Here is a 20,086-nt window from a genome sequence, read left to right on the forward strand (position 1 = left end):
CCGGCGGGTCAGAGGCTGTCAGGGTCGTTCGCCTGCTGGGTGCTCTCAAAAAAAACGGTAGCCTCGCTTCGATTTGCTCACAGATCACTACATACCGAGCCCAAAGATGCACTCTCGTATGCTGAGAGGCCTCGCATCACGCACCCGAGGCAGGAGCCGTATGCGGTAGTTTCGCACCGGGGGAGGGAACTGCCATTCCTACCGCGACCGATTGATCAACACTGACTTCATTCGAAATTGGCTATTGTTCTGCCTGCGGTACATGACGCTATGAGGTTTCGTTCCTGAGGAAACTCGCTATGTTTTGGCGTCTTTATTTTAATAAAGTATTCCGGGGATAGCATTTTGATCTATAAAAAAGGCGGCCGCCTGAAATTCCTCGTCTACGCTCGCTTCAACGGCCCTTAAACCTTGGGTTAACCCGCTCAGTATTCATATGGAAATGATGATGGGTGTAAAGGAAGACACGGTCGTAGAACAGTCACTTGGGGTCATGCCTGGGGGCAGCGCAAGCTACTGGATACACCACGGCGCCTGCGGCACGAAGTCCAGTTTTTGCCCGCTGCCCTGGCGTTGCAGGAGCAACCAGTACACCCGGCCCCGCGCTACATTCTCTTTTCAATCATGCTATTCGCAGCTCTAGCCTTCCTCTGGGCCTGCCTGGGTGAGATTGATGTCGTGGCGACCGCCACCGGCAAAGTTGTCGCAAGTGGCAAGAGCAAAACCATCCAGCCCAGCGAGGTGGCGGTAGTCAAAGCGATCCATGTATACGACGGTGAACAAGTAAAGGTCGGGGATGTATTGATAGAGCTGGATGCCAGCGTGACCGGTGCGGATGTCAGGCGTTTGAACAGCGATTTGATGGCCGCCAAGGTCGACAGCACCCGGGCTGGAGCCATGCTTGAAGCAATCCAGAACCATAAAGAACCAGGATCGCTACAGGGCAAAATTAATGATGCCGGCCCTGTTCAACAACTCGCTGCTGAGCGTTGGTTGCAGGGGCAATATTTCGAACTTAAAAGTGCCCTGTACCAAGCGGAAGCGGAGATCGATCAACGCACGGCAGAAATCGCTTCAGCCAATATCAACGTCGGTACTTTGCAGAAAACATTACCCATCTCTCGAAGACTTGCAGAGGACTACGAGACGCTGTTAGAGCAACAGTATGTTCCGCGTCATGCCTACCTGGAGAAAGAACAAGCGCTGCTGGATCTAGAACGTGAGCTGGCATTGCAGCGTGGGCGAGTGAACGAACTCAAGGCTGCGAAGAAGGAGGCTGAAGGACGCTGGGTAGGCATCCTCGCCCAGACCCGTCGGGCCATGCTGGATTTGCAGCAGCAGTCGGAACAGAAAGTTGCCTCGCTCACTCAAGAGGTCAGCAAAGCTGAGCAGCGTGATCATCTGATGCGATTGACTGCGCCGGTAGATGGGATGGTGCAGCAGTTGGCTGTTCACACAATCGGCGGAGTTGTCACCGCCGCTCAACCCTTGATGGTTGTCGTGCCGACTGACCGGCCAGTAGAAGTTGAGGCAATGCTGGAGAATGAGGTAATTAGCGTCTCCAATGATGCCATTGAAGATGAGAAACGAGGTTTGCTTTACAGTGTCAGAGTTCGCTTGTTTAGCGATTTTGTGACTGTAAAGGGCAAGGATATTAGTTTGGTGTCCGGTATGTCAGTGAGTTCTAACGTAAAGACTGATCATCGACGAATAATTGACTACTTGCTGAGCCCGCTAGAGCGCCATATCGCTGAAAGTATGATGGAGTATTAATATGAAAGGTGTTTTATTGTTTTTGGCTATTTGTGTAGTTAGTTGCGGTGCTGTTATGGCATGGGCAGAGCGGATTATGTATTTTAAAGTGGGGGAGTCGAAGTATTATGTGAATTCATCGGTTTCAGAAAGAGGTGTCATGACTGATGGTGAAAATCAAATTTTAATCATTCATGATCTGGATGTCGTAAATATGGGGAAGGTCTCCGTATATGTAGAGCGAAATCAGGCCAAAAAAAACGATACGGGGCGCCTTGCTTATGAATTTGTAAAGCCGACGTTGACGGTGGCGGAGTCTAACTCAAAGTTTGTAGTGTATAAGTCGAGCGATGAGGTAAGGAGTAATGATTTAATATTTAACGACTTGATTTCGGGTGAGTATATTTATTTTGATTGTCGACTTCAAAGTCTTTGTACTATTAGAGGTACTTATAAAGGAGAGCTTGGGGTTAGAGTCGACTTTAGACCGTCAGAAAAAAAATTGACCTATAGCGAAATACTGAAAGGGTACTGGGATGTAAAACGGCTAATTTTTATAGGTCAACGTGATGGAAACTAACGTGGTTTTGTCCGCTGATCAAAGAGTCGCTGTCCAAAACCTTGTGTCTCAAAAAAATTACGCTTCAGGTTATCTTTATGTGGCTAATATCGTCTCTGGTCAGGCAGGAGGGGATCCTAGGACTGCTAGATGGTTGGAAACGGCCGCGAGTATTAACTCTAATGATGGTAGTTGGCATAGTGACTTCGTGCATTATGCAACTTATCAGGCGCTGCGAGATCAGGGTTTGCCTGTGAGTCCGGATGTATTTTCCACAAGACGGATAGCTTTGCCGAGGCCGTGCTAATGGCTGCGAATCTGGGGGATGACGCGGACACTACCGCGGCAATCGTTGGCCAGGTTGCCGGTGCATATTATGGCGTGCAAAGTATTCCAGAGGATTGGTTAGGCAAGTTGTGGATGCGTGAGCGGATCCAGGCCACTGCCGATGCGTTGATGCAGATGGGCGAGCCTCACTAAGACACGCGCCATCGCCCGGGATTAATCCTCGATCACTAAGCCGATGGCAGGAACAATCAACAGCGTACTGATCGTCATCGACAGCACATTGCCAATATACGGATGCAGGTAACTCGGCAACCGGCCGACAATCGCGCACGCCAACGGCGGCGCAATCAGCGCGCCCAGCACCGAGCTGAGCACAATAACCGTCACGCTACCGCCATAAGTCAGCACAGCGGCCGGCACCACCGACACTAGTGGCACATAGGTCGGGTACCAACCCCGTATTCGCCATTGCTGTCGCCATAGGAGGATGCCCAGCAGTGAGGTCAGCGCCTGGCCTGCCACCAGATGCAGTACCCAGCCCGACCCATCGGCGGGGCTCAGAGGATTAAAGGGTAGGCCAGCAACACGCGTGCGAGCAAACCCAGGCTGGCCCACTCATTGCCAAAAAACGGCGCTTCGGAAAAGTCTGCCAGCACATGACGTAGCGTCCAGCGTAGGCCGTAATTGGGTGTTTTCAGAGGCGCGGTGGGAGGGTCGTTGGCCTTGGCTTCAGGCGCACGGCTTACCAGTATCGGCACTGCGTGCGTACACGGCTTGCCATAGCCAGAATGCGCTGGCGGCGCATCATCGGTGATGATCGTGGTGATGTACTCGAGCTTGATTTCGCTGACCTGTTTTTTGCCAATGACAGGGAAGATGTCGTTGTTCAGGGTGCCGCGAAACCCCGCAACAGATTTGCTCACCAGATCGGGGGACTTGAAAGCCAACCTTCGCTCAGCCACGTATACGAAAGTTCGTTCTTCGTTAAGTAGCTGCGCTTCTACCTTGGCGGTCTTGGCCTTGAGCGGGGCTATGTGGTTGGGCACGTCGCGGCGTGCACCGCGAGCAATGTGGCTTGCCTCTCTCAGGCTGATGTCGGGGTAAGTCCCAATCGTGAAACAGTTTTCCTTGCCAAGCAGCCGATATTTCAGGCGCCACGATTTGGAAGGGTGGTTCCGAGCATGCTCGACAGCCTGACCTGCAAGTAAAGGCCTGGGACTTCGCCGTCGACGTACTTGCCGGGTTCGGTCAGCGAACGGATGAAGGCATTGCTGAGTTTTCGTCTGAAAACAGGGGCGTTTTCTGGAGGCATCGGTGGGGGTGGGCAATTTTTATTAGCCGGAATTTACCCCCAGTTTTGTCCCCCATCAGCCCAAGAATTCAGTGGAAATAGACGGACGGCCATAGACTAATAATGTTCATAACACGATGTTTAAAAAGCTTTTTTGGATGTCAATGGAATTTTGTTACAGACTGTCCGGGCCCCAAAAAACATTTTGACTAGGCTCTAGGACGGTGTTTACAGCCCCAAAAAAAATAATTGTGCCCCCAATTGTGCCCCCAATTTTGCCCCCATTCGCACCGGGTTCGCGAGCGATCGCGAATGGCGATTTCTGATGCGGATCTGGGTGGTCGTGGCTGGTATTCAATGCTCCCCCGTATACTCGATGACCAAATCCGGCAAATCCTTGGTGGTTCGATGAGTCGATATCCTTAATCGGAGTTGTCCGGGATGTCTTTCAGCACCTGTCCTGAAATTGGCATCGCCAAATACTCATGCTCTGCGCGATGTTGCAACGGCGCTGGTCGCCAGAGGGGTCAATCCACGTGCCCATCGGAAGTTGAGGCCCAATGCCAGGCGTCTAGATACGCAATCGGCGTTAAAAGTGCGGGGCAAAGTTGAGCATCGTGTTTGTGGTCGTGGATCTCGATAGTCCAGTCGGGCCTAAAACCTCGTGCTTCAATCGGCCGTCGAGTCGGCTGGCAGCGTTGGGGGCTAGAGGGAGCGTCTGTCCTACGTTATTCCTGGCCGGTCATGTCTGTGTCCTGAGTCGCTGATCAGTCATCAGGCAAGTGCAACTGCACTTCCATGGCGTCATGAAGAAGTCGGACAACCTCGATCAGATCGTCGTTTACCATACGATAGAAGACGATATGGCGTGGGCTTTTGACCGTCCCATTGGGATGTTTGGCCTGCTGCCGAACTGCTCTAGATTACCTTCGTTCAGCTGAGTAAAGCGCCCGTGTTCAAGATCCATGATGCCGATCGAGGTTGCCTGACGCAGCACCTCAATTTTGGCAGTGTCTTCGGCGACGCGCTGCTCCAGTAAACGCAAACCTTCTCGCATCACTATGGGAAGGGACTGATTAACGTAGCGAGGTGCAGAAGGTACGGATCGCCTCGCACGCCCGGCGCAATGAAGCGTCATCCAGGGCGTAGGCGATCCGAATGTAAGGGCCAAGACCAAAGGCGCTACCATGCACTACGGCCACATCCGCTTCTTCGAGCAGTGCATGCGCGACATCTTCGTCGGTGTGCAGTACCCGGCCACCCGCTGAGGTACGCCCGATCAATCCGGCACAGGACGCAAACGCGCAGAACGCCCCGGCTGGACTGACGCATTCAAGGCCTGGGGTATCGTTCAGCAGCGCCACCATCAAATAGCGACGACTCTGGAATGCTACCCGGCTTTCACGGATGAAACCCTTGGGACCTTCAAGTGCCGCGAGCGCGGCCTGTTGCGACACAGGGCTGGCGCCAGAGGTTTGCTGACCTTGCAGTTTTTCCATGGCGTCCAGCAACCAGCGCGGCCCTGTGGCGAAACCGATTCGCCAGCCGGTCATGGCATAGGCCTTGGACACCCAGTTCATGGTCAGGGTGCGCGGTGCCAGTCGTGGTTCAACCTGGGGCAGGGTATGGAACGCTTGATCATCAAAAATCAGATGCTCGTAGATGTCATCGGCCAGAATCAGCACGTGAGGGTGAGCCAACAACACCTCGGCCAGGGCGTGCAGTTCTTCCTGGCTGTACACCGCGCCGGTCGGGTTGGACGGCGCCCATTGCTGCTGGGAAGCCTGGTGCTGTACGGGCTGGGGACGCTGGGCTGTCCTACTGAACCTGGACTGGGGCATGCGACGAGAGATGATGAGTCAAAGCTATACGACCAGACTGAATGAACTGTGGACGGTGTCTTGCTAGTAGTCGGTCACTTCAAAAAACGGTCTTATTTTTCAGATAGGGCCTGATCAACAATGGCATGAATCGCTTTTTCCACTTTTGGGTCACCCATCATTGTCTCCGTTACCTTCTGCGCAATTTGCTTGAATTCGCCATGCCCAAGAATCCCATCCCCAAACTCCCAGCACAGAATCTCCTGAACTGTGACGACAGGCGCAGCGTCACGAAAGCCTTCTGCGTGTTGATTCAAACTATTCAGGCGGCTGTGCAGGCGGGTGCGCAGCGTCTCCATGTTTTTGCCGGACTTTTGGTTTTTGCTGGGAGACGCTGGGTTGCTTGCGCTCGATGTCACTCGCTCTTTGGGTTTGGCCAAAGCAGCCAGGACGTGGGAGAGGCGAGTGGGATCGATCTTGCTCATTGTTACGGAGTCTCGAGATTGTCACGGTAGGCGCCAAGAAATACGCTGGGCTTGGTGATGGTATCGTCTTTTGCGGGAACGGCTGTATTCGTCAGACTGGCCAGCACGCGAGTCATGTCGGCCTTCAAGGCAGGATTCACGCATTCGGCCAGGCCACGTGACAGCTTATCAATGGCGCCCTCAGGCTGTTCATTGAGCAAGTCCAGGTAGGCGGTGGCAAACCATTTGAGGCCAGGGTCTTGTGCATGGCTCTGCAGTTGGTCGAATGCAGCGCGAGCCTCTTCGAGTTTTTGCAGTTGCAGGTTCAAGAGGCCCAGTTGGAAGCGAGCGATATCCATGCGCGGATCCAGCTCTAATGCTTGGGTCATACCTGCATGGGCACGATCCATTAACCCAAGTTCGGCGTGTTCGGCTGCCAGGAAGTAGCGAACGGCCGCATTGTCCGGCTGTTGTTCCAATGCGGTATTGAGATAGTTCAGGGCGGCGTGGTGATTACCGTCCTGGCTGGCGTGAATTGCCAAGTGCAGGTATTCAGTTGCATCCAGCATAGTGTGGGTCTCCTGGGGCTATGACTTCAATGTTGGCCGGGGTTGGGAGGCGCGGTACCTTGCTGGTGAAGCTGTAGCCATTGATTGACCAGCATGCGCCCGGTGATGTTGGTGCCCGGACGATTGTTCTCCAGAAGCCCGCTGATCAGTCGCTGAGCTTCCTCGGCTCGACCGGCCTGTTGCAGTAGTAGTGCTTGTGCGTAATGAGCGGCCAAGCTGTCGGGCTTGAGCATGAGCGCTCGACGGATACCCTTGCGAGCCAGGTCTGAATGCCCCTCCATGATATCGATGACCGCCAACCCACCATGGGTATCTCCAAAACTGCGGTCCAGCGCGTAGGACTTATCCAGCGCAGCACGTGCTTGAGCGCTGTCTTTGCGCAAGATGTAAATCCAAGCCAACAGATGCCAAGTCCCGATATGGTTGGGCATCCATTGGACGGCAGTCTTCAGATGACTTTCTGCCAATTCGAATTCGAGTTCGCTGAACTCTAATAGGCCCAGTCCCGACCACGCTCGACCGCAGTCCGGATAGACCTTGAGGGTGTGGTGCCAAGCTTTGCGGGCGGCAGCTACGTTGTGCTGTTCAAACTGAACCGTAGCGCATGCAATCAGTGCATCCCTCTGGTCCGGGTCAACGGCCAGGGTGTCATGCGCCGTACTCAACGCCTGAGGAAGCTTGTCGTTTTCATAGCGTAAAAGTGCCAGCAGGCCGCGAATGTCGAGGTTGTCGGGTTCGAGCTGTTGAGCACGAATAACCAGGGCTTCTGCTTCTTCAGTCTGCTCCAGTTGGTGCAAGGCACGAGCGTGCATCAGCAGCGTTACGGCGGGGCAATCGTCGTGCTGGGTCAGATGCGTCAGTAGGGTGGTCGCAGCTTCGAAATCAGCGCTATAGAAGTGACCGAGCGCGGTGTTGTACATCACTGCGGGATCGCTGATTCCCGCTGTTATGGCCCTATCTCCAAAGGCGCCTGCTGCCGAATAGTCGCCTGCCTGGAGCAATAGGTGGGCGCCATGGGCGAAGACTCTCGGGTCTTCTATACGGTGGTTGTTCACATGCTCGATCAACTTTCGCCCCGAAACCTGGTCGCCCAACTCGATGGCTAGGCCCATGGCATCGCAGAGCAAGGTCAGGTTGCCTGGGTCGTGCCCCAGAAACGTCAATAGACGTACCAAGCGTTGTTGCTCGGCGAGTGCGCTGTCTGTGCTCATCGATCAATTCTTCCCTGGGACATGCGTGGTATTACCCCGGATTATTGCCTCAGCGTTCACTCAATGTCATGGGTTAAAAGGCGATTTTGGATTGAAATAAAAATAATTCCATTAGCCCTAAACATTTCTCGAAATCGACGCATAAGTACTGACAGAGGGGCTGATTTACCGCGTTCGCGGACAGCCAAATTGTCTTGGAACCGCCACGTCGGTTCAGTTGGGTCGGGGAGTCAGGGAAATGGTAGCGATCGTTGCTGGCAATGGATTGGGTCTGTTCAACACCTCGCTCAACTTGCTGGGCGGCGGTTCGCTGGGTCAGGGCAGCCTCGGTCAGGCGAGTGGACAGGCACTTGTCAATATCAGCAACGGTAACTTGGTCCTGCGATTTACCGATGAGCAATTATCCGGCCTTGGCCAGGATCTGCTGCATACCCGGACCTACAACACCCGAGGCGATTTCAGCGACGGAGATGGCGATGGCTGGCGGTGGGATGCCGAGCGCAGCGTGAAGTTGGTCGGCGCGTTGAACACGGCCGGTAGTCAAATGGTCCGCGTCACCGGCGATGGCCACAAAACGCTCTATCGCTGGGACGGGACGCGTTATCAGTCGGCCGAGGGTGATGGTGCGCATGACACCCTCACGTGGGACGACCCAGCAGGGCAGGTGGTATGGACCGATGGTTCACGGCGCACCACTGAACGTTACAACTGGAACGGCCAACTGGTATCCACCACCGATGCAAATGGCACCCGCATCAGTTACAGCTATGACCCCCAGGGACGTTTGAACAACGTCGAGGACAGCTCCGGTCAGGAGCTGGTGCTCAACTATAACGCCGCCGGCAAGCTGGAGCGCCTGGACACGCGGCGTTCGACCGGTGAGGCATTGACGCGCCAGGTGTATTACACCTATGACGGCCTGGGCCGTCTGACCAGTGTCAGCACCGACCTTAGCCCGCAAGACAACAGCATCGCCGATGGCAATGTCTATACCACGTCGTATACGTACTTTGAGTCGAGTTTCTACATTGCTGGTATCACACAGAGCGATGGAACCACTGTTAACTTCGGCTATGAACAAGTGGGTTCTGATTACCGCGTCAGCATCGTCAGTGACGCTTCCGGCATTACACGTTTGAGCTATGACACGGCCAATCGTCGCACCGATGTGCTCAACGGGCTGGGGCAGCAGTGGAGCTATTACTACGACTCTGAGGACCAACTGATCGAGGTACGCACGCCGGCCATCAATGGCCAGCGTCTGTCCACGCGCTACAGCTACGACGCCGACGGCAATGTCACCCAGGTCGTCGATGGGCGTGGCAACTCGGTGAGCTATGGCTACGACGCCAATGGCAACCGGATCCTGGAGCGCGACAGCGCAGGTAACACCCTCACGCGCAGCTACAGCGCCGACAACCAACTGCTCAACGAGGTGCGCTATCGCGTGCCGGCCATCTGGAATGGCAGCGGCTGGACCGAACCGCCAGCGAGCAGCGCCCAGGTCACGCGTTACGCCTATGACAGCAGCAACCGTCTGCGCTTTACCGTGAATGGCGCGGGCCAAGTGGTGGAATACCGCTATAACGCCAATGGTCTGCGTACCCAGGAAATCAGCTACGCGGATGCGTCGTTCGTGCTGTCGGGGCTGGCGCCCACCGATGGGCTGTCCGAGTCTGCGTTGAACACCTGGGCGGCGGCACGCGATAAAACCCGTTCGACGCTGACCGAACTCAGTTACGACTATCGCGGCAACCTCAGCCGCCGCGTGGTGTATGCCGCTGTCGCCGCCAATGGCGCGGGCCTGCTCGATGGTGCCGCGAACGTGACCGAGTTCATTTACAGCGAATACGGCCAATTACTGCAGACGCTGGCGGTGCGTGGGGCGGATCGAAACGCCAAGGCACTGCTCACCTCGCTGGTGTATGACGGCATGGGCCGTGTGCTCAGCCAGACCGATGCAACCGGTACGCGTACCACGGTGTATAACGGCCTCAATCGCACGGTCACCACTACTAACAGCGCAGGGCTGACCGTCAGCCAGTCCTACGACACCCTGGGCCGGCTGATCACCCAAAACGAGACCGCCGCCGATGCGACGCCGCGTTCGACGCTGTATGTGTACGACGCAGCGGGCCGGCAAACCATGGTCCAGGACGCCACGGGCGTACGCTCTTACGTGCTGTACGACGAAGCGGGGCGGGTCAGCGCACAGATCAATGGCCTGGGGGCCGTCACCGAGTTTGTCTACAACGAAGCCGGGCAGCGGATTCAGGAAAAACGCTACGCTACTTTGATCGACACCACCGGCGGGTACGACGGTACGTACGTCTTTGTGACCCTGGTGGCGCAAGTGCGGCCTGCGGCCCATGGTGATGATCGAATCACCACATTCACCTACGACTCCGCCGGGCGTTTGAGCACCACCACCGCGCCGTCGGGCTTGGTGACAACTCTGAGCTACGACGGCCTTGGCCAGTTGGTGAAGCAGCAGAGCGCGGATCGCATCACGCGGTTTTTCTATGATGCCGGCGGGCGCCAGACCGGGCAGTTGGATGCCGAAGGCTACCTGCGGGAGAACCGCTATGACGCCGCTGGCCGGCTGGTTCAGACCGTTCGTTACGCCACCGCCACCGCTGCCGCCAGCCGCGACACCGGCACGCTCGACCAACTAAGGCCGGGTGACGGTGGCGGCCTGTCGAGCTGGTATTTCTATGATGCGGCTGGCCGGCAGATCGGCAGCCTCGATGAACAGCAGTTCGTCACCGAAACAGTCTTCGACGAAGCCGCCAATACCCAGCAAACCGTCCGCTATGCGGCCGTCTATACCGCGACGGTCACCGGCAACACCGGGTTCTCCACGCTCAAGGCCGCCGTGTCGGGCAGCGCGCGGCAAACCACTACCACCGCGTTTGACGGCCAGGGGCGCGTGGCCCAGCGCACGGCCACCGACGGCACGGTAACGGCCTATGAGTATGACGCCGCCGGGCGCCTGGTGCGCGAAACCCAGGCGCAGGGTACACCTGAAGCGCGCAGCACGCTCACGCGTTATGACGCCTTTGGGCAAACCCTTGGCAAGCTGCTGGGCGAGGCGTCTGGCCGTATCACAGTCGGCATGACCGATGCCCAAGTGACTGCGGTTTACGCGCAATACGGCCTCACCTATCGCTATGACGCTGCCGGCCGGGTGGCCAGCGCCAGTGATGCATTGGGCAACCGCACGCTGTCCTATTACGACGCGGCGGGGCGCCTGACCCACGTGATCAACGCTTTGGGCGAAGTCAGTGAAACCCGCTACACCGCCTTCGGCGATGCCAGCGAACGCTCGACCCTCACCAGCCGGCTCAGTGCGGCCACCACTGCGTCACTGTCGGGAGGCTTGTTGACGCTGCAAGTGAATGCACTGGTGCAGGCCATTCGCGATGCCAACAACGATAACCGCAGCTTTTACGCCTACACCACCTCCGGTTCGCTGGCAGGCAGCATCGATGCGCTGGGCAATGCCGTTGGCTACGGCTACAACCTGTTTGGCGAACAGACCGGCAGCCTGCGCATCAGCGCCAGCGGCGCGACGATCGTTGAAAACCGCTCCTACAACAAGCGCGGTGAAATGATCTGGCGTGCAGAAGATGTCGACGGCTTATCGCGCGGCACCGGCAGCGTCTACGACGCCTTTGGGCACGTCATCCACCGCATGGATGCGCGAGGGCAGATCAGCAGCACCGACTACCTCGACAATGGCCGTGTGATCGTTGAACGCGACCCTCTCGGCCAGACCCAGGGCCGTGAATATGACGCCTTTGGGCGAGTGCTGCGCGAGCAGGACGCGCGCGGGCTGATCACCACTTACAGCTACAACGACAGCACCCGCACACTGGTGGTGACCACGCCGGACGGCCTGGCCATGACCACCGTGCGCAATCGTCATGGCCAAACCCTGACCGTCACCGACAGCCAAGGCATCACCCAGGCCTTCAGCTACGACAAAAACGGCCAACAGCTCACCAGTACCGACGGCCTCGGTCGTACCACCAGCAGTGCTTACGATGGTGTCGGGCATTTGTTGAGCGTGACGGATGCGGCGGGCCGGGTGACGTCCTACGGCTACGACGCGGCGAACCGCATGATCAGCCGCACCGATGCCGCTGGGGTGGCGACGCAGTATGTGTTTGATGGCCAGGGGCGCAAAGTGCGCATGACCGAGGCCGGTCAACGTATCACCGACTATGCCTACGACCGCAAGGGGCAGTTGCTGACGGTGGTGCAAGACCCCAACGGCCTCAAACTGACCACCACCTATACCTATGACGGCTTTGGTCGGCAGGTCCAGGTGGCACGCGGCACCACTGCCAATTCGTACCAGCAAGTCATCCTGTATGTGTTCGATAACCTCGGCCGCCGCACGGCCGAGCGCATCGATCCCAACGGCTACAACCTCACCACGCAATACCTCTACAACGCCAATGACCAAGTCACGCGCAAGCTGGATGCCGGTGGCAACAGCACCTGGTATGTGTATGACAGTGCCGGGCATTTGACAGACACCGTGGATGCCCTTGGCGGCGTCACCCGCAACACTTATGACCCCGATGGCCGGCTGGCCAGCACCACCCGCTTCGCCACCGCGCTGAGCCCTGCCACCTTGGCCGCCCTGGGCAACGCGCCGGCCAGTATTCCAGTCGGCGCCAGTGCCAAGGACCAGGTCACCAGCTATCTCTATGACCAGATGGGCCGGGTGCGGGCTACCATTGACGCGCTCAACCAGGTCACCGAAACCCTGTATGACCAACAGGGGCGTATCACCGAAAGCCGCATTTACGACAAGGCCATGCCCACTGGCACGCCCCGCACCTTCGACGGCGTGACAGCGGCGCTGACCAGCCTCGGGGCGCTGGCCTACGCGACACGTTCGGTCTACGACGCCGCCGGGCAACTGAGCAGCGTGACCGATGTGGCCGGCAAGACCGAGTCCTACACCTACGATGCGGTGGGCAATCGGGCCACCTTGACCAACAAGAATGGCGCGGTGTGGAACTATCGCTACGACAGCGTGAACCGTCTGATCGAGGAAATAACCCCGGCCGTTGCGGTGTCGAGCATCGATATCAACGGAGTGGTCAGCACCCGCTCGGTACTGCAAGTCACGCGTATCACCTATGACGCGTTGAGTAATGTCACCAGTCGCACCGTAGGGCGCTTGCGCGGTGCATTGGCGGCCGACCCGGCGGCGGATGACCTGAGCCAGGCCAGGACCACCGGGTATGCCTACGACGCGGTCGGCCACCAGGTGCAGGTCACCGCGCCGGGCTGGTACAACAAAGTCACCGGGGCCTATCAGCAAGCCTGGGACGGCACCGGCAATACACTGCAGGTCACCACGGACGTGACCTACGATGCCTTGGGCAATGCCGTGCGCAATCGCGTGCGGGTCAACAACACCGGCGCGCCGGGCACTGACTTTGTGGACAGCTACAAGGTCTACGACAGCCTCGGGCGGCTGACCCATGACGTTGATCCGCTCAAGGGCGTGACGGCCTACACCTACGACGCCCAAGGCAATCGCTTGACCACTAAACGCTATGCCAATGCCCTGGCAGCCGCGGTGCCGGCGGTCGGGTTTTACACGGCCAGCGACCTCACCAGCGCCACCCTGACAGCCAGCCCCGCGCAAGACCGCACGCTGACCACCACCTACGACGCCTTGGGGCGCAAAACAGCGGTGCAGCAGGATGCGGTAGGTATTTACACCTTCACCGGCAACAGTGCCACGTCGAGCCTGATCACCGCATCGCCCACCACGCTGTACAGCTACAACGCCCTGGGCCAATTGGTGCGCGAAACCCTGATCGCGCGCAACGCCAACGGCGTGACCGTACAGATCGGCGCCAGCAATGTGTACTACTATGACCAGGCCGGCCAACGCATCGGCAGCATCGATGGCCAAGGCAACTACACCCGCCTGGAATACAACATCCTGGGCAAGGTCAGCCGCCAGGTCGAGTACGCCAACGGCCTGAGCGGCTGGGACGACACCACCCCGCCAAGCCCGCCGCCGGCCAGCGCCAACGACCGCAGCACACGTTTTGAATACGACGCCATGGGCCGCTTGAACCAAGTGACCCAGGAAGGCGTGCGGTACTGGCAGCAGATCATCAATGGCCAGTCCGGCGCGGCGTCGGCCGTGGCGGTGGTGGGCAACCTGATGGTCAGCCAGATGCACTACGACGGCGTGGGCAACGTACGTGCAGTGGTGGACGCGGCAGGCAACGTCACTTCCACGGAATACAACGCCCTGGGGCAAACCGTGCGGCTGGTCGAACCCGCCCGCGCCACGGCGAAAAACGGCGCAGTGGACCCTTTTGCGGCCGGGATCGTCTATGCGTCACCCACCACCACCTACGCCCTCAATGCGTTCGGCCAGGTCGTGAGCGAAACCGAAAGTGCCGGTGTGGATTCGACGGGCAACCAGCAAGCCGGTGCCACCCGTGTCACCCGCACACGCTTTGACGCGGCGGGTTACGAGGTGCAAAACATCGATGCCAGCGGCTCGGCGCAGTCCTACAAGGTCGACGCGGCGGGCCGGCGCGTGGAAGAAAGCCGCCAGATCAACATCACACTCAGTGGCTGGACGGTGGGCGGCGCGGCCGTCACGCGCATCCAGACCATTCGCCGTGGCTACACCTACGATGCGCTGGGCCAGCAACTGTCCACCACCGACTGGTACACCGCCGCCGACAACAACCAGAAAACCACCAACAACTCAGCGGTGTACAACCGTTTTGGCGAGGTTACCAGCCAGTTGTTGAATGGCTACCTGCAAGCGGCCTATTACTACGACCAGGCCGGGCGCGTGACCCAGCAGCAAAATGCCCAGGGCATCACCCAAGTCGACTACGACCTCAATGCCAAGGCCAGCCGCAGCAACCAACTCGGCGACGTCAATACCGCCGCCGATGATCGCATTACCTACACCCGCTACGACGTGCTCGGTCGTGCACTGGAACAACACCTGCCGGCGTTTGAAGCCAACATCAACGCCGACACCCTCAACAACATCAACCTCACACTGGCCACGCCGATCATTCGCCAGAGCTACGACCGCTGGGGCAACCTGCTGACCCGCACCGACGCGCGCGGCTACGTCACCACCTACACCTACGATCACAACAACAAGCAACTGACGGAAACCTTGCCGGTCACCGACATCCTGCGTGAAAACGGCACCAGCTACCGCGCCAGTCTGATCCATGAAAAGCGCTACGACGTGCAGGGGCTGTTGATCCAGGAGGTGGACTTGGTGGGGCCTTATGCCGGTGTGCCTGCCAGCACCGTCTTGCGCACACGCCAGCATCAGTACAACCAAGTCGGCGAGTTGCTGCGCGATTTCGACGCACTGGGGTACATGCGCACCTACCTGATGGACGTACACGGCAACCGTGTGGCCACCCAGGATGCACTGGGCGTGGTGCTGGTGGACGGTTATGACGCGATGAATCGTCAGGTCAGCCATGGGATTGTGCGCGATGGTGCCGCCGTGACGTTGTTGACTAATCAGTATGACCAGGCGGGGCGGTTGGTTGGGGAGATCAGTGGGAGCAGTGCGGTTGAGGAGACGTTGGCGAGTGCCAGTGGGTCCGGTGTGACGACGGGTGTGGCGGGGAATGTGCGGTATACGTTGTTTGATGAACGGGGGAATACGGTTAGAACTCGAAACGAGTCTAAAATCGAAAAAGTGTATGAGTACAGTGAGAGCAATCGTAAAACCAAAGAGATAGATGGGCTGGGCAACGCTCTGTCTTGGGTGTTTGATGAAGGTGCCTATGGCCGCCTGGTCAGTCGGAAAAATTTGGCGGGGGCTAATTATAACTATACGTACAATTTATTCGGTCAGGTTGTTAGAGAAGTCACTCCTTGGCTACTCGAAATAAGTCCAGGCGTTTATCAAGATACGGGGCTTTCGCAGATCGTAAACTATAAATATTACGCTAACGGTCTGTCGAAATCGGTGGAGGATACATCCGAGGGGTGGGGGCCAAACGAAATTGATTCTTCGGTTTCAACCAGCGAATATAATTTGGCTGGAGAGAAAGTTCGCGCTATAGAGACTCGCAGGTCGAAAAGTGCAATGGTATTTGTTTGGGATTACAGTGCAAGCACAGAGACACGCTATTTTATTGATGAACGATCCAGGCTGAAAGAAACACGGTCGCCAGTCGGTACGACTTTGTATGGTGTGATGCCGTCACCGGCCTATACCGCACGTATTGATTCTCTGCGCTACGACTTTGATGAGTACGGCAATCGTCGTCGTACGTACATGGATGCAACCAACCAGGCAGGGGGTCGGACAGTCATTGATAATTGGAATAGATTCGATCTTGAAGATCGGGTCTTGGTGGGCGATGGTTTTCTATCCGGCGGGCAAATAGTTGCTGGTAAGCAAGGTGTAAAAGCCAAGGGCTACGCCAATATATATGACGGTGGCGGGCGTCGGATTGCCTCCGAGCAGTGGAGCAGTACCAGTGGTGCCAATGAGGTCTTTCGTCGTGATGAATATGCCTACAACGATGTAGGTCAGGTAAATAGTTCGAGTAGTAGAAGCCTCTATCGTGCGGCGGCAGCGGACACGTCCAAGGCTATTATTTCTCAAGGGAATGCGACGCTTGATTTTTCGAATCTTTATGACCTGCAACAAAATCGCACCAACCAAATTGCTTTTGCGGGCGGCGCGGTTTCAACTGTGATCTCTTACACCTATCGTGGCGATGGGAAGATTTTGGCGCAGACCAATTACAAGGTCTCAGGGGGCGTGCAAAGGTTATCCCAAGCGACCTATTATGGTGAAGCCGCCATGATGGATGCTGCGGGTAATCAAAGATCCTATCGTTACGTAGTTTATAATGGTGACGGTGCAAGTGTGAGTTATACGGGCGCTTATACCAAGTCCTATTACCTGGCTGACTCATATAAAGAGCGTGAAACAGTCGCGACATGGAGCTTGGGCGGGCAGCCAGGCACTAACTCGTTCCTTTACACCCAGCGAGGTACGCTGGACAGTATATTTAACGGTGTGGGGTATCGTACGTTTACGTCAAATCGTGATGGCCAAATTATAGCGCGGTATGAGCCAGGCTATGAGAACAATAAAATTGGCCAGAATTACTATTATTATGATGGAAAGGCACTGGCTAACGTAGGCACTGCAAGCGTTGCAGAAGTCAGTGATACGTTTACGCCAATATCTACCGACTACCCAGGTTTGAACCCAACCGTTTATATCGTCAATCAGGGCGATACCCTTGAACGTATCGCCCAAACGGTATGGGGTGATCCAGGGATGTGGTATCTCATTGCAGATGCCAACGGCTTGGATTTAAATAAGACTTTGCTGACAGGAGACACCCTAAGAATACCTAACGTCGTCGGCAGTACGCATAATAATTCACAAACATTTAAACCCTATAGTGTTGACGATATTATTGGCAATACTACGCCAAACCCCACACTTCCGCCGCCGCCGAAGCCCAAGAAAAAGAAAAGTAGCGGCTTGGCGAGTGTTGTCATGGTTGTGGTGGCAGTCGTAGCCACTGTCCTAACCGCTGGTGCAGCCGCCCCTGTGGCCGCTGCCGTTGCAAGTTCAACCACTGTCGGCAGCCTTGCGTTGACCGGCGCGGCAGTACTTTCGGGCGCTGCTGGATGGGCGGGTTTAGGGGCGGCAGTGCTTGGTGGCGTTGTCGGAAGCGCTGCATCGCAATTGGCCGGCAAAGCCTTGGGAGTAGTCGATGAGTTTTCCTGGAAGCAAGTCGCTGTTGGTGGGTTGACATCGGGGTTAACTGCAGGGTTTGGCACGTTGGCGCAGGCTGGCACTCTGGGCTCATGGGCTGGCACTGCGGCAGAAGCCATGAAGTCTGGAGGTGCCTACGGCACTGGCTACGCGGCACTGGGAACGTTCAACTATGCCAACAGCCAGATCGCCAGCCGGGTGGTGGGGCTGGATAACTCGTTCAGTTGGCGCAATGTTGCGGCGTCTGCGGTCGGAGCTGCCGTTGCCGGGTACGTCGGTGGTAACGGCCCGGCATTAGTGAGTTCAACGGTGCGTGGGCAAATCAGTGCTTATGCTTCAGCGGTTTTGAAAGATAAGTGGTTTGGTGGCGGGCGAGTTGATTTCGGGCAAGTGGCCGCTGATGCGTTTGGGAACACACTCGGCGGCTATATGCTAAATCAGGTTGGCGTCACTCAGAAACCTACTGCTTTAACGGCGTCACTGGCGACTAACCAATTCCAACAAATGCTAGACAGGGGAGAACTTCCCGACACACTTACAAGCGCGGAACTAAAATACCTGTCTCGTAAGGCTGATGAAAATGGTGGAGTGTTGCCCAGTGACTTGCGGCGACTCGTATTCAAAGAATCTCAGCCCTTATTTTCGGCCGGTATATATGCGGATACTGACCTGATGAGTACATACACTACTCATTTCGATACAGGTGATGCTATACGCGATTCGGCCTATGGTCTGAATGCAATCATTCATAATAGCGTCGCGTTGGGTGTGAATACGCTGTGGGCAGGGTTGAATGTGGCGCCGATCTCATTGGCTGAGATCGGCGACCGTAGCTTCGACCAAGCGGCTACCGATATCATGGTTATGGGAATGCAGATGTTTGGCAATGCCGGCCGGGTTGGAGGAGGCCTCGCCACGCTGGGTGCATTCACTTCTCGAGCCGACCTGCTGGCCTCGCGCGCACAAACCCTTGCGCGGTTTGCCTTTAAGATTGACGATGAAGTCCCCGTTGTTGTTACCGATATGCGGCGGGAAATTTTGCTAAAACAGGTTTCTGCGACGCAAACCTTAAGCGAGGCCAAAGGCGTGGTTTTCGCAACAAAGGAGATGAGGCGGCTAGGCTATGAATTGGAAGACGTCTCACTTCATTACAAGGGCAACCAAGGTGTCGATTTGGTGTTCTCTCAAGAGGATAAATTTGCGATAGTAGAGGCCAAGGCGAGTAAGTACCTATCCAGCTTGAAAACTGATGCGGGCGGGTTGCGTCAGGGAAGCATGGATTATAATCTAAGCCGATTAAGTCGTTATCTGCGCTATGGTGATGGTGGGCATGATGCGTTTGTTAACAAGCTGATCATCGACGGGTCGAAGGGGCAGCTTGAAAGCTTTACATCACTTTATAAATCCCGTTCTACCTATGAGTTACCTGTCGGGTGGCCGGATCCAAGTGTTCCAGCAATTAAGAGATGAAAATGAATTCTACAGAAAGTGTTCAGTTTTTCGCTAAGCAAACCGCTACTTTTGAAGACGGATTTGCGCACGCCAGAAAAAGTGGTAATTACCACTTGCTTTCGCTTAATGCTCGGCAAGTTTTTCTGAATCGACTCATGCAGGCGTTAATAACATGGCGAATGCGGGAGAACCCTCATGCGCTCATTGAGGAAGTCGTAGACCGAGGTCTAGAAAGTCTGAACGCTTTGTGTGAGCTAAAACCTGAAGCTAATGTAGCGAACGCTTTTCCTATCGAGAAATTACGGATGGTTGCATTTTTGATTGATCGAGAAGTGAAAACAAAGAAAGAGTGGCAGCCGATTGAATCCCCAGATCGAAATTTAGATTACCTGTTGGGGATGATTTTGACGGGGCATCCGTTGAACTCACTGAATAATGCTATCGATGTTGATCTGGGTAAGTTGTTCGCAACGAATAGATCGGTACTTGCTGCGAAAAGCTACCAACTCTACTTGGATATATTGAGCGTTGGCGAGGTGACGGAAGAGGTGGGTGGTTTAGTCGACGAGGCTGACGATCTTTATCGGCAGCGCGCAGGGGATGCATTTTATACCAGTGGGTATGAGGTTGAAGGCGGAGGGCTGGATAACGGACTTATAGTTGATTATAGGCTGGGTGCTGTTTTGAAATACCTTAATTATTCAGGCTCTAGCGCTCATGCGTGGCGGTGGTAGAGGGAGCGGATATGTTAGGGTCGGTGGCGCGCAAGACCATAAAGGGTAGTTATAAGTACTTTGAATAGATAAATATATTTAATTGAGTATTAAAGAGTTGAGCGGTTAATGGAGTTTGGAACTGGTGCTTCCGAATACGATCTTCAGGGGTTAGAGCGGCAG

General features: G+C 56.1%; 7 protein-coding genes and 7 pseudogenes. 6 read left to right on the forward strand and 8 right to left on the reverse strand.

The genetic code is table 11. The annotated features are described in order from the left end of the window. The first annotated feature begins 516 nt into the window (after positions 1-516). The 3 genes and pseudogenes from ACLBW8_RS04715 to ACLBW8_RS04725 all read left to right on the forward strand — a co-directional run. Positions 517-1,773, forward strand: a complete 1,257-nt coding sequence (locus tag ACLBW8_RS04715; RefSeq protein WP_447805019.1) for an HlyD family type I secretion periplasmic adaptor subunit — start codon at positions 517-519, stop codon at positions 1,771-1,773. Position 1,774: 1 nt separating this feature from the next. Then, positions 1,775-2,332 carry a hypothetical protein gene (locus tag ACLBW8_RS04720; protein ID WP_447804717.1) on the forward strand — a complete coding sequence of 186 codons (558 nt, stop codon included), beginning with the start codon at positions 1,775-1,777 and terminating at the stop codon, positions 2,330-2,332. Between the two features lie 249 nt (positions 2,333-2,581). After that, positions 2,582-2,791 (forward strand): annotated as a pseudogene (locus ACLBW8_RS04725) (ADP-ribosylglycohydrolase family protein); the annotation flags it as partial. Between the two features lie 21 nt (positions 2,792-2,812). On the opposite strand, the pseudogene ACLBW8_RS04730 reads toward ACLBW8_RS04725, so the two are convergent. From ACLBW8_RS04730 to ACLBW8_RS04750, 5 pseudogenes are all read right to left on the reverse strand, one after another. Next, positions 2,813-3,354 (reverse strand): annotated as a pseudogene (locus ACLBW8_RS04730) (hypothetical protein); the annotation flags it as partial. Then, positions 3,351-3,911: pseudogene (locus tag ACLBW8_RS04735) on the reverse strand (tyrosine-type recombinase/integrase); the annotation flags it as partial. The pseudogenes ACLBW8_RS04735 and ACLBW8_RS04730, both read right to left, overlap by 4 nt. A gap of 746 nt (positions 3,912-4,657) precedes the next feature. After that, positions 4,658-4,801 (reverse strand): annotated as a pseudogene (locus tag ACLBW8_RS04740) (type II toxin-antitoxin system RelE/ParE family toxin); the annotation flags it as partial. Next, positions 4,801-4,977, reverse strand: a pseudogene (locus tag ACLBW8_RS04745) (type II toxin-antitoxin system ParD family antitoxin); the annotation flags it as partial. The pseudogenes ACLBW8_RS04740 and ACLBW8_RS04745, both read right to left, overlap by 1 nt. Beyond that, a pseudogene (locus ACLBW8_RS04750) lies at positions 4,967-5,656 on the reverse strand (aminotransferase class I/II-fold pyridoxal phosphate-dependent enzyme); the annotation flags it as partial. The pseudogenes ACLBW8_RS04745 and ACLBW8_RS04750, both read right to left, overlap by 11 nt. Positions 5,657-5,714: 58 nt before the next feature. Here ACLBW8_RS04750 and ACLBW8_RS04755 point away from each other — a divergent pair. Continuing rightward, a pseudogene (locus tag ACLBW8_RS04755) lies at positions 5,715-5,798 on the forward strand (DUF4113 domain-containing protein); the annotation flags it as partial. A gap of 25 nt (positions 5,799-5,823) precedes the next feature. On the opposite strand, the gene ACLBW8_RS04760 reads toward ACLBW8_RS04755, so the two are convergent. Genes ACLBW8_RS04760 through ACLBW8_RS04770 form a run of 3 tightly spaced genes read right to left on the reverse strand, consistent with a single transcriptional unit; the run spans position 5,824 to position 7,954 of the window. After that, complete coding sequence (locus ACLBW8_RS04760) at positions 5,824-6,195, reverse strand: hypothetical protein (protein ID WP_447804718.1); 372 nt, start codon at positions 6,193-6,195, stop codon at positions 5,824-5,826. A 2-nt stretch (positions 6,196-6,197) separates the two neighbouring features. After that, entirely contained in the window at positions 6,198-6,743 is a 546-nt protein-coding gene (locus ACLBW8_RS04765; protein WP_447804719.1) for a tetratricopeptide repeat protein, read from the reverse strand. A gap of 26 nt (positions 6,744-6,769) precedes the next feature. After that, complete coding sequence (locus ACLBW8_RS04770; protein WP_447804720.1) at positions 6,770-7,954, reverse strand: tetratricopeptide repeat protein; 1,185 nt, start codon at positions 7,952-7,954, stop codon at positions 6,770-6,772. 238 nt (positions 7,955-8,192) lie between these two features. Between ACLBW8_RS04770 and ACLBW8_RS04775 the strand changes: the two genes are divergently transcribed. Both ACLBW8_RS04775 and ACLBW8_RS04780 read left to right on the forward strand, forming a co-directional pair. Then, positions 8,193-19,208, forward strand: a complete 11,016-nt coding sequence (locus ACLBW8_RS04775; protein ID WP_447804721.1) for a LysM peptidoglycan-binding domain-containing protein — start codon at positions 8,193-8,195, stop codon at positions 19,206-19,208. A 2-nt stretch (positions 19,209-19,210) separates the two neighbouring features. Then, positions 19,211-19,924 carry a hypothetical protein gene (locus tag ACLBW8_RS04780; protein ID WP_447804722.1) on the forward strand — a complete coding sequence of 238 codons (714 nt, stop codon included), beginning with the start codon at positions 19,211-19,213 and terminating at the stop codon, positions 19,922-19,924. The last annotated feature ends 162 nt before the right edge of the window (positions 19,925-20,086 follow it).

The organism is Pseudomonas sp. M5A4_2d, assembly GCF_053345295.1.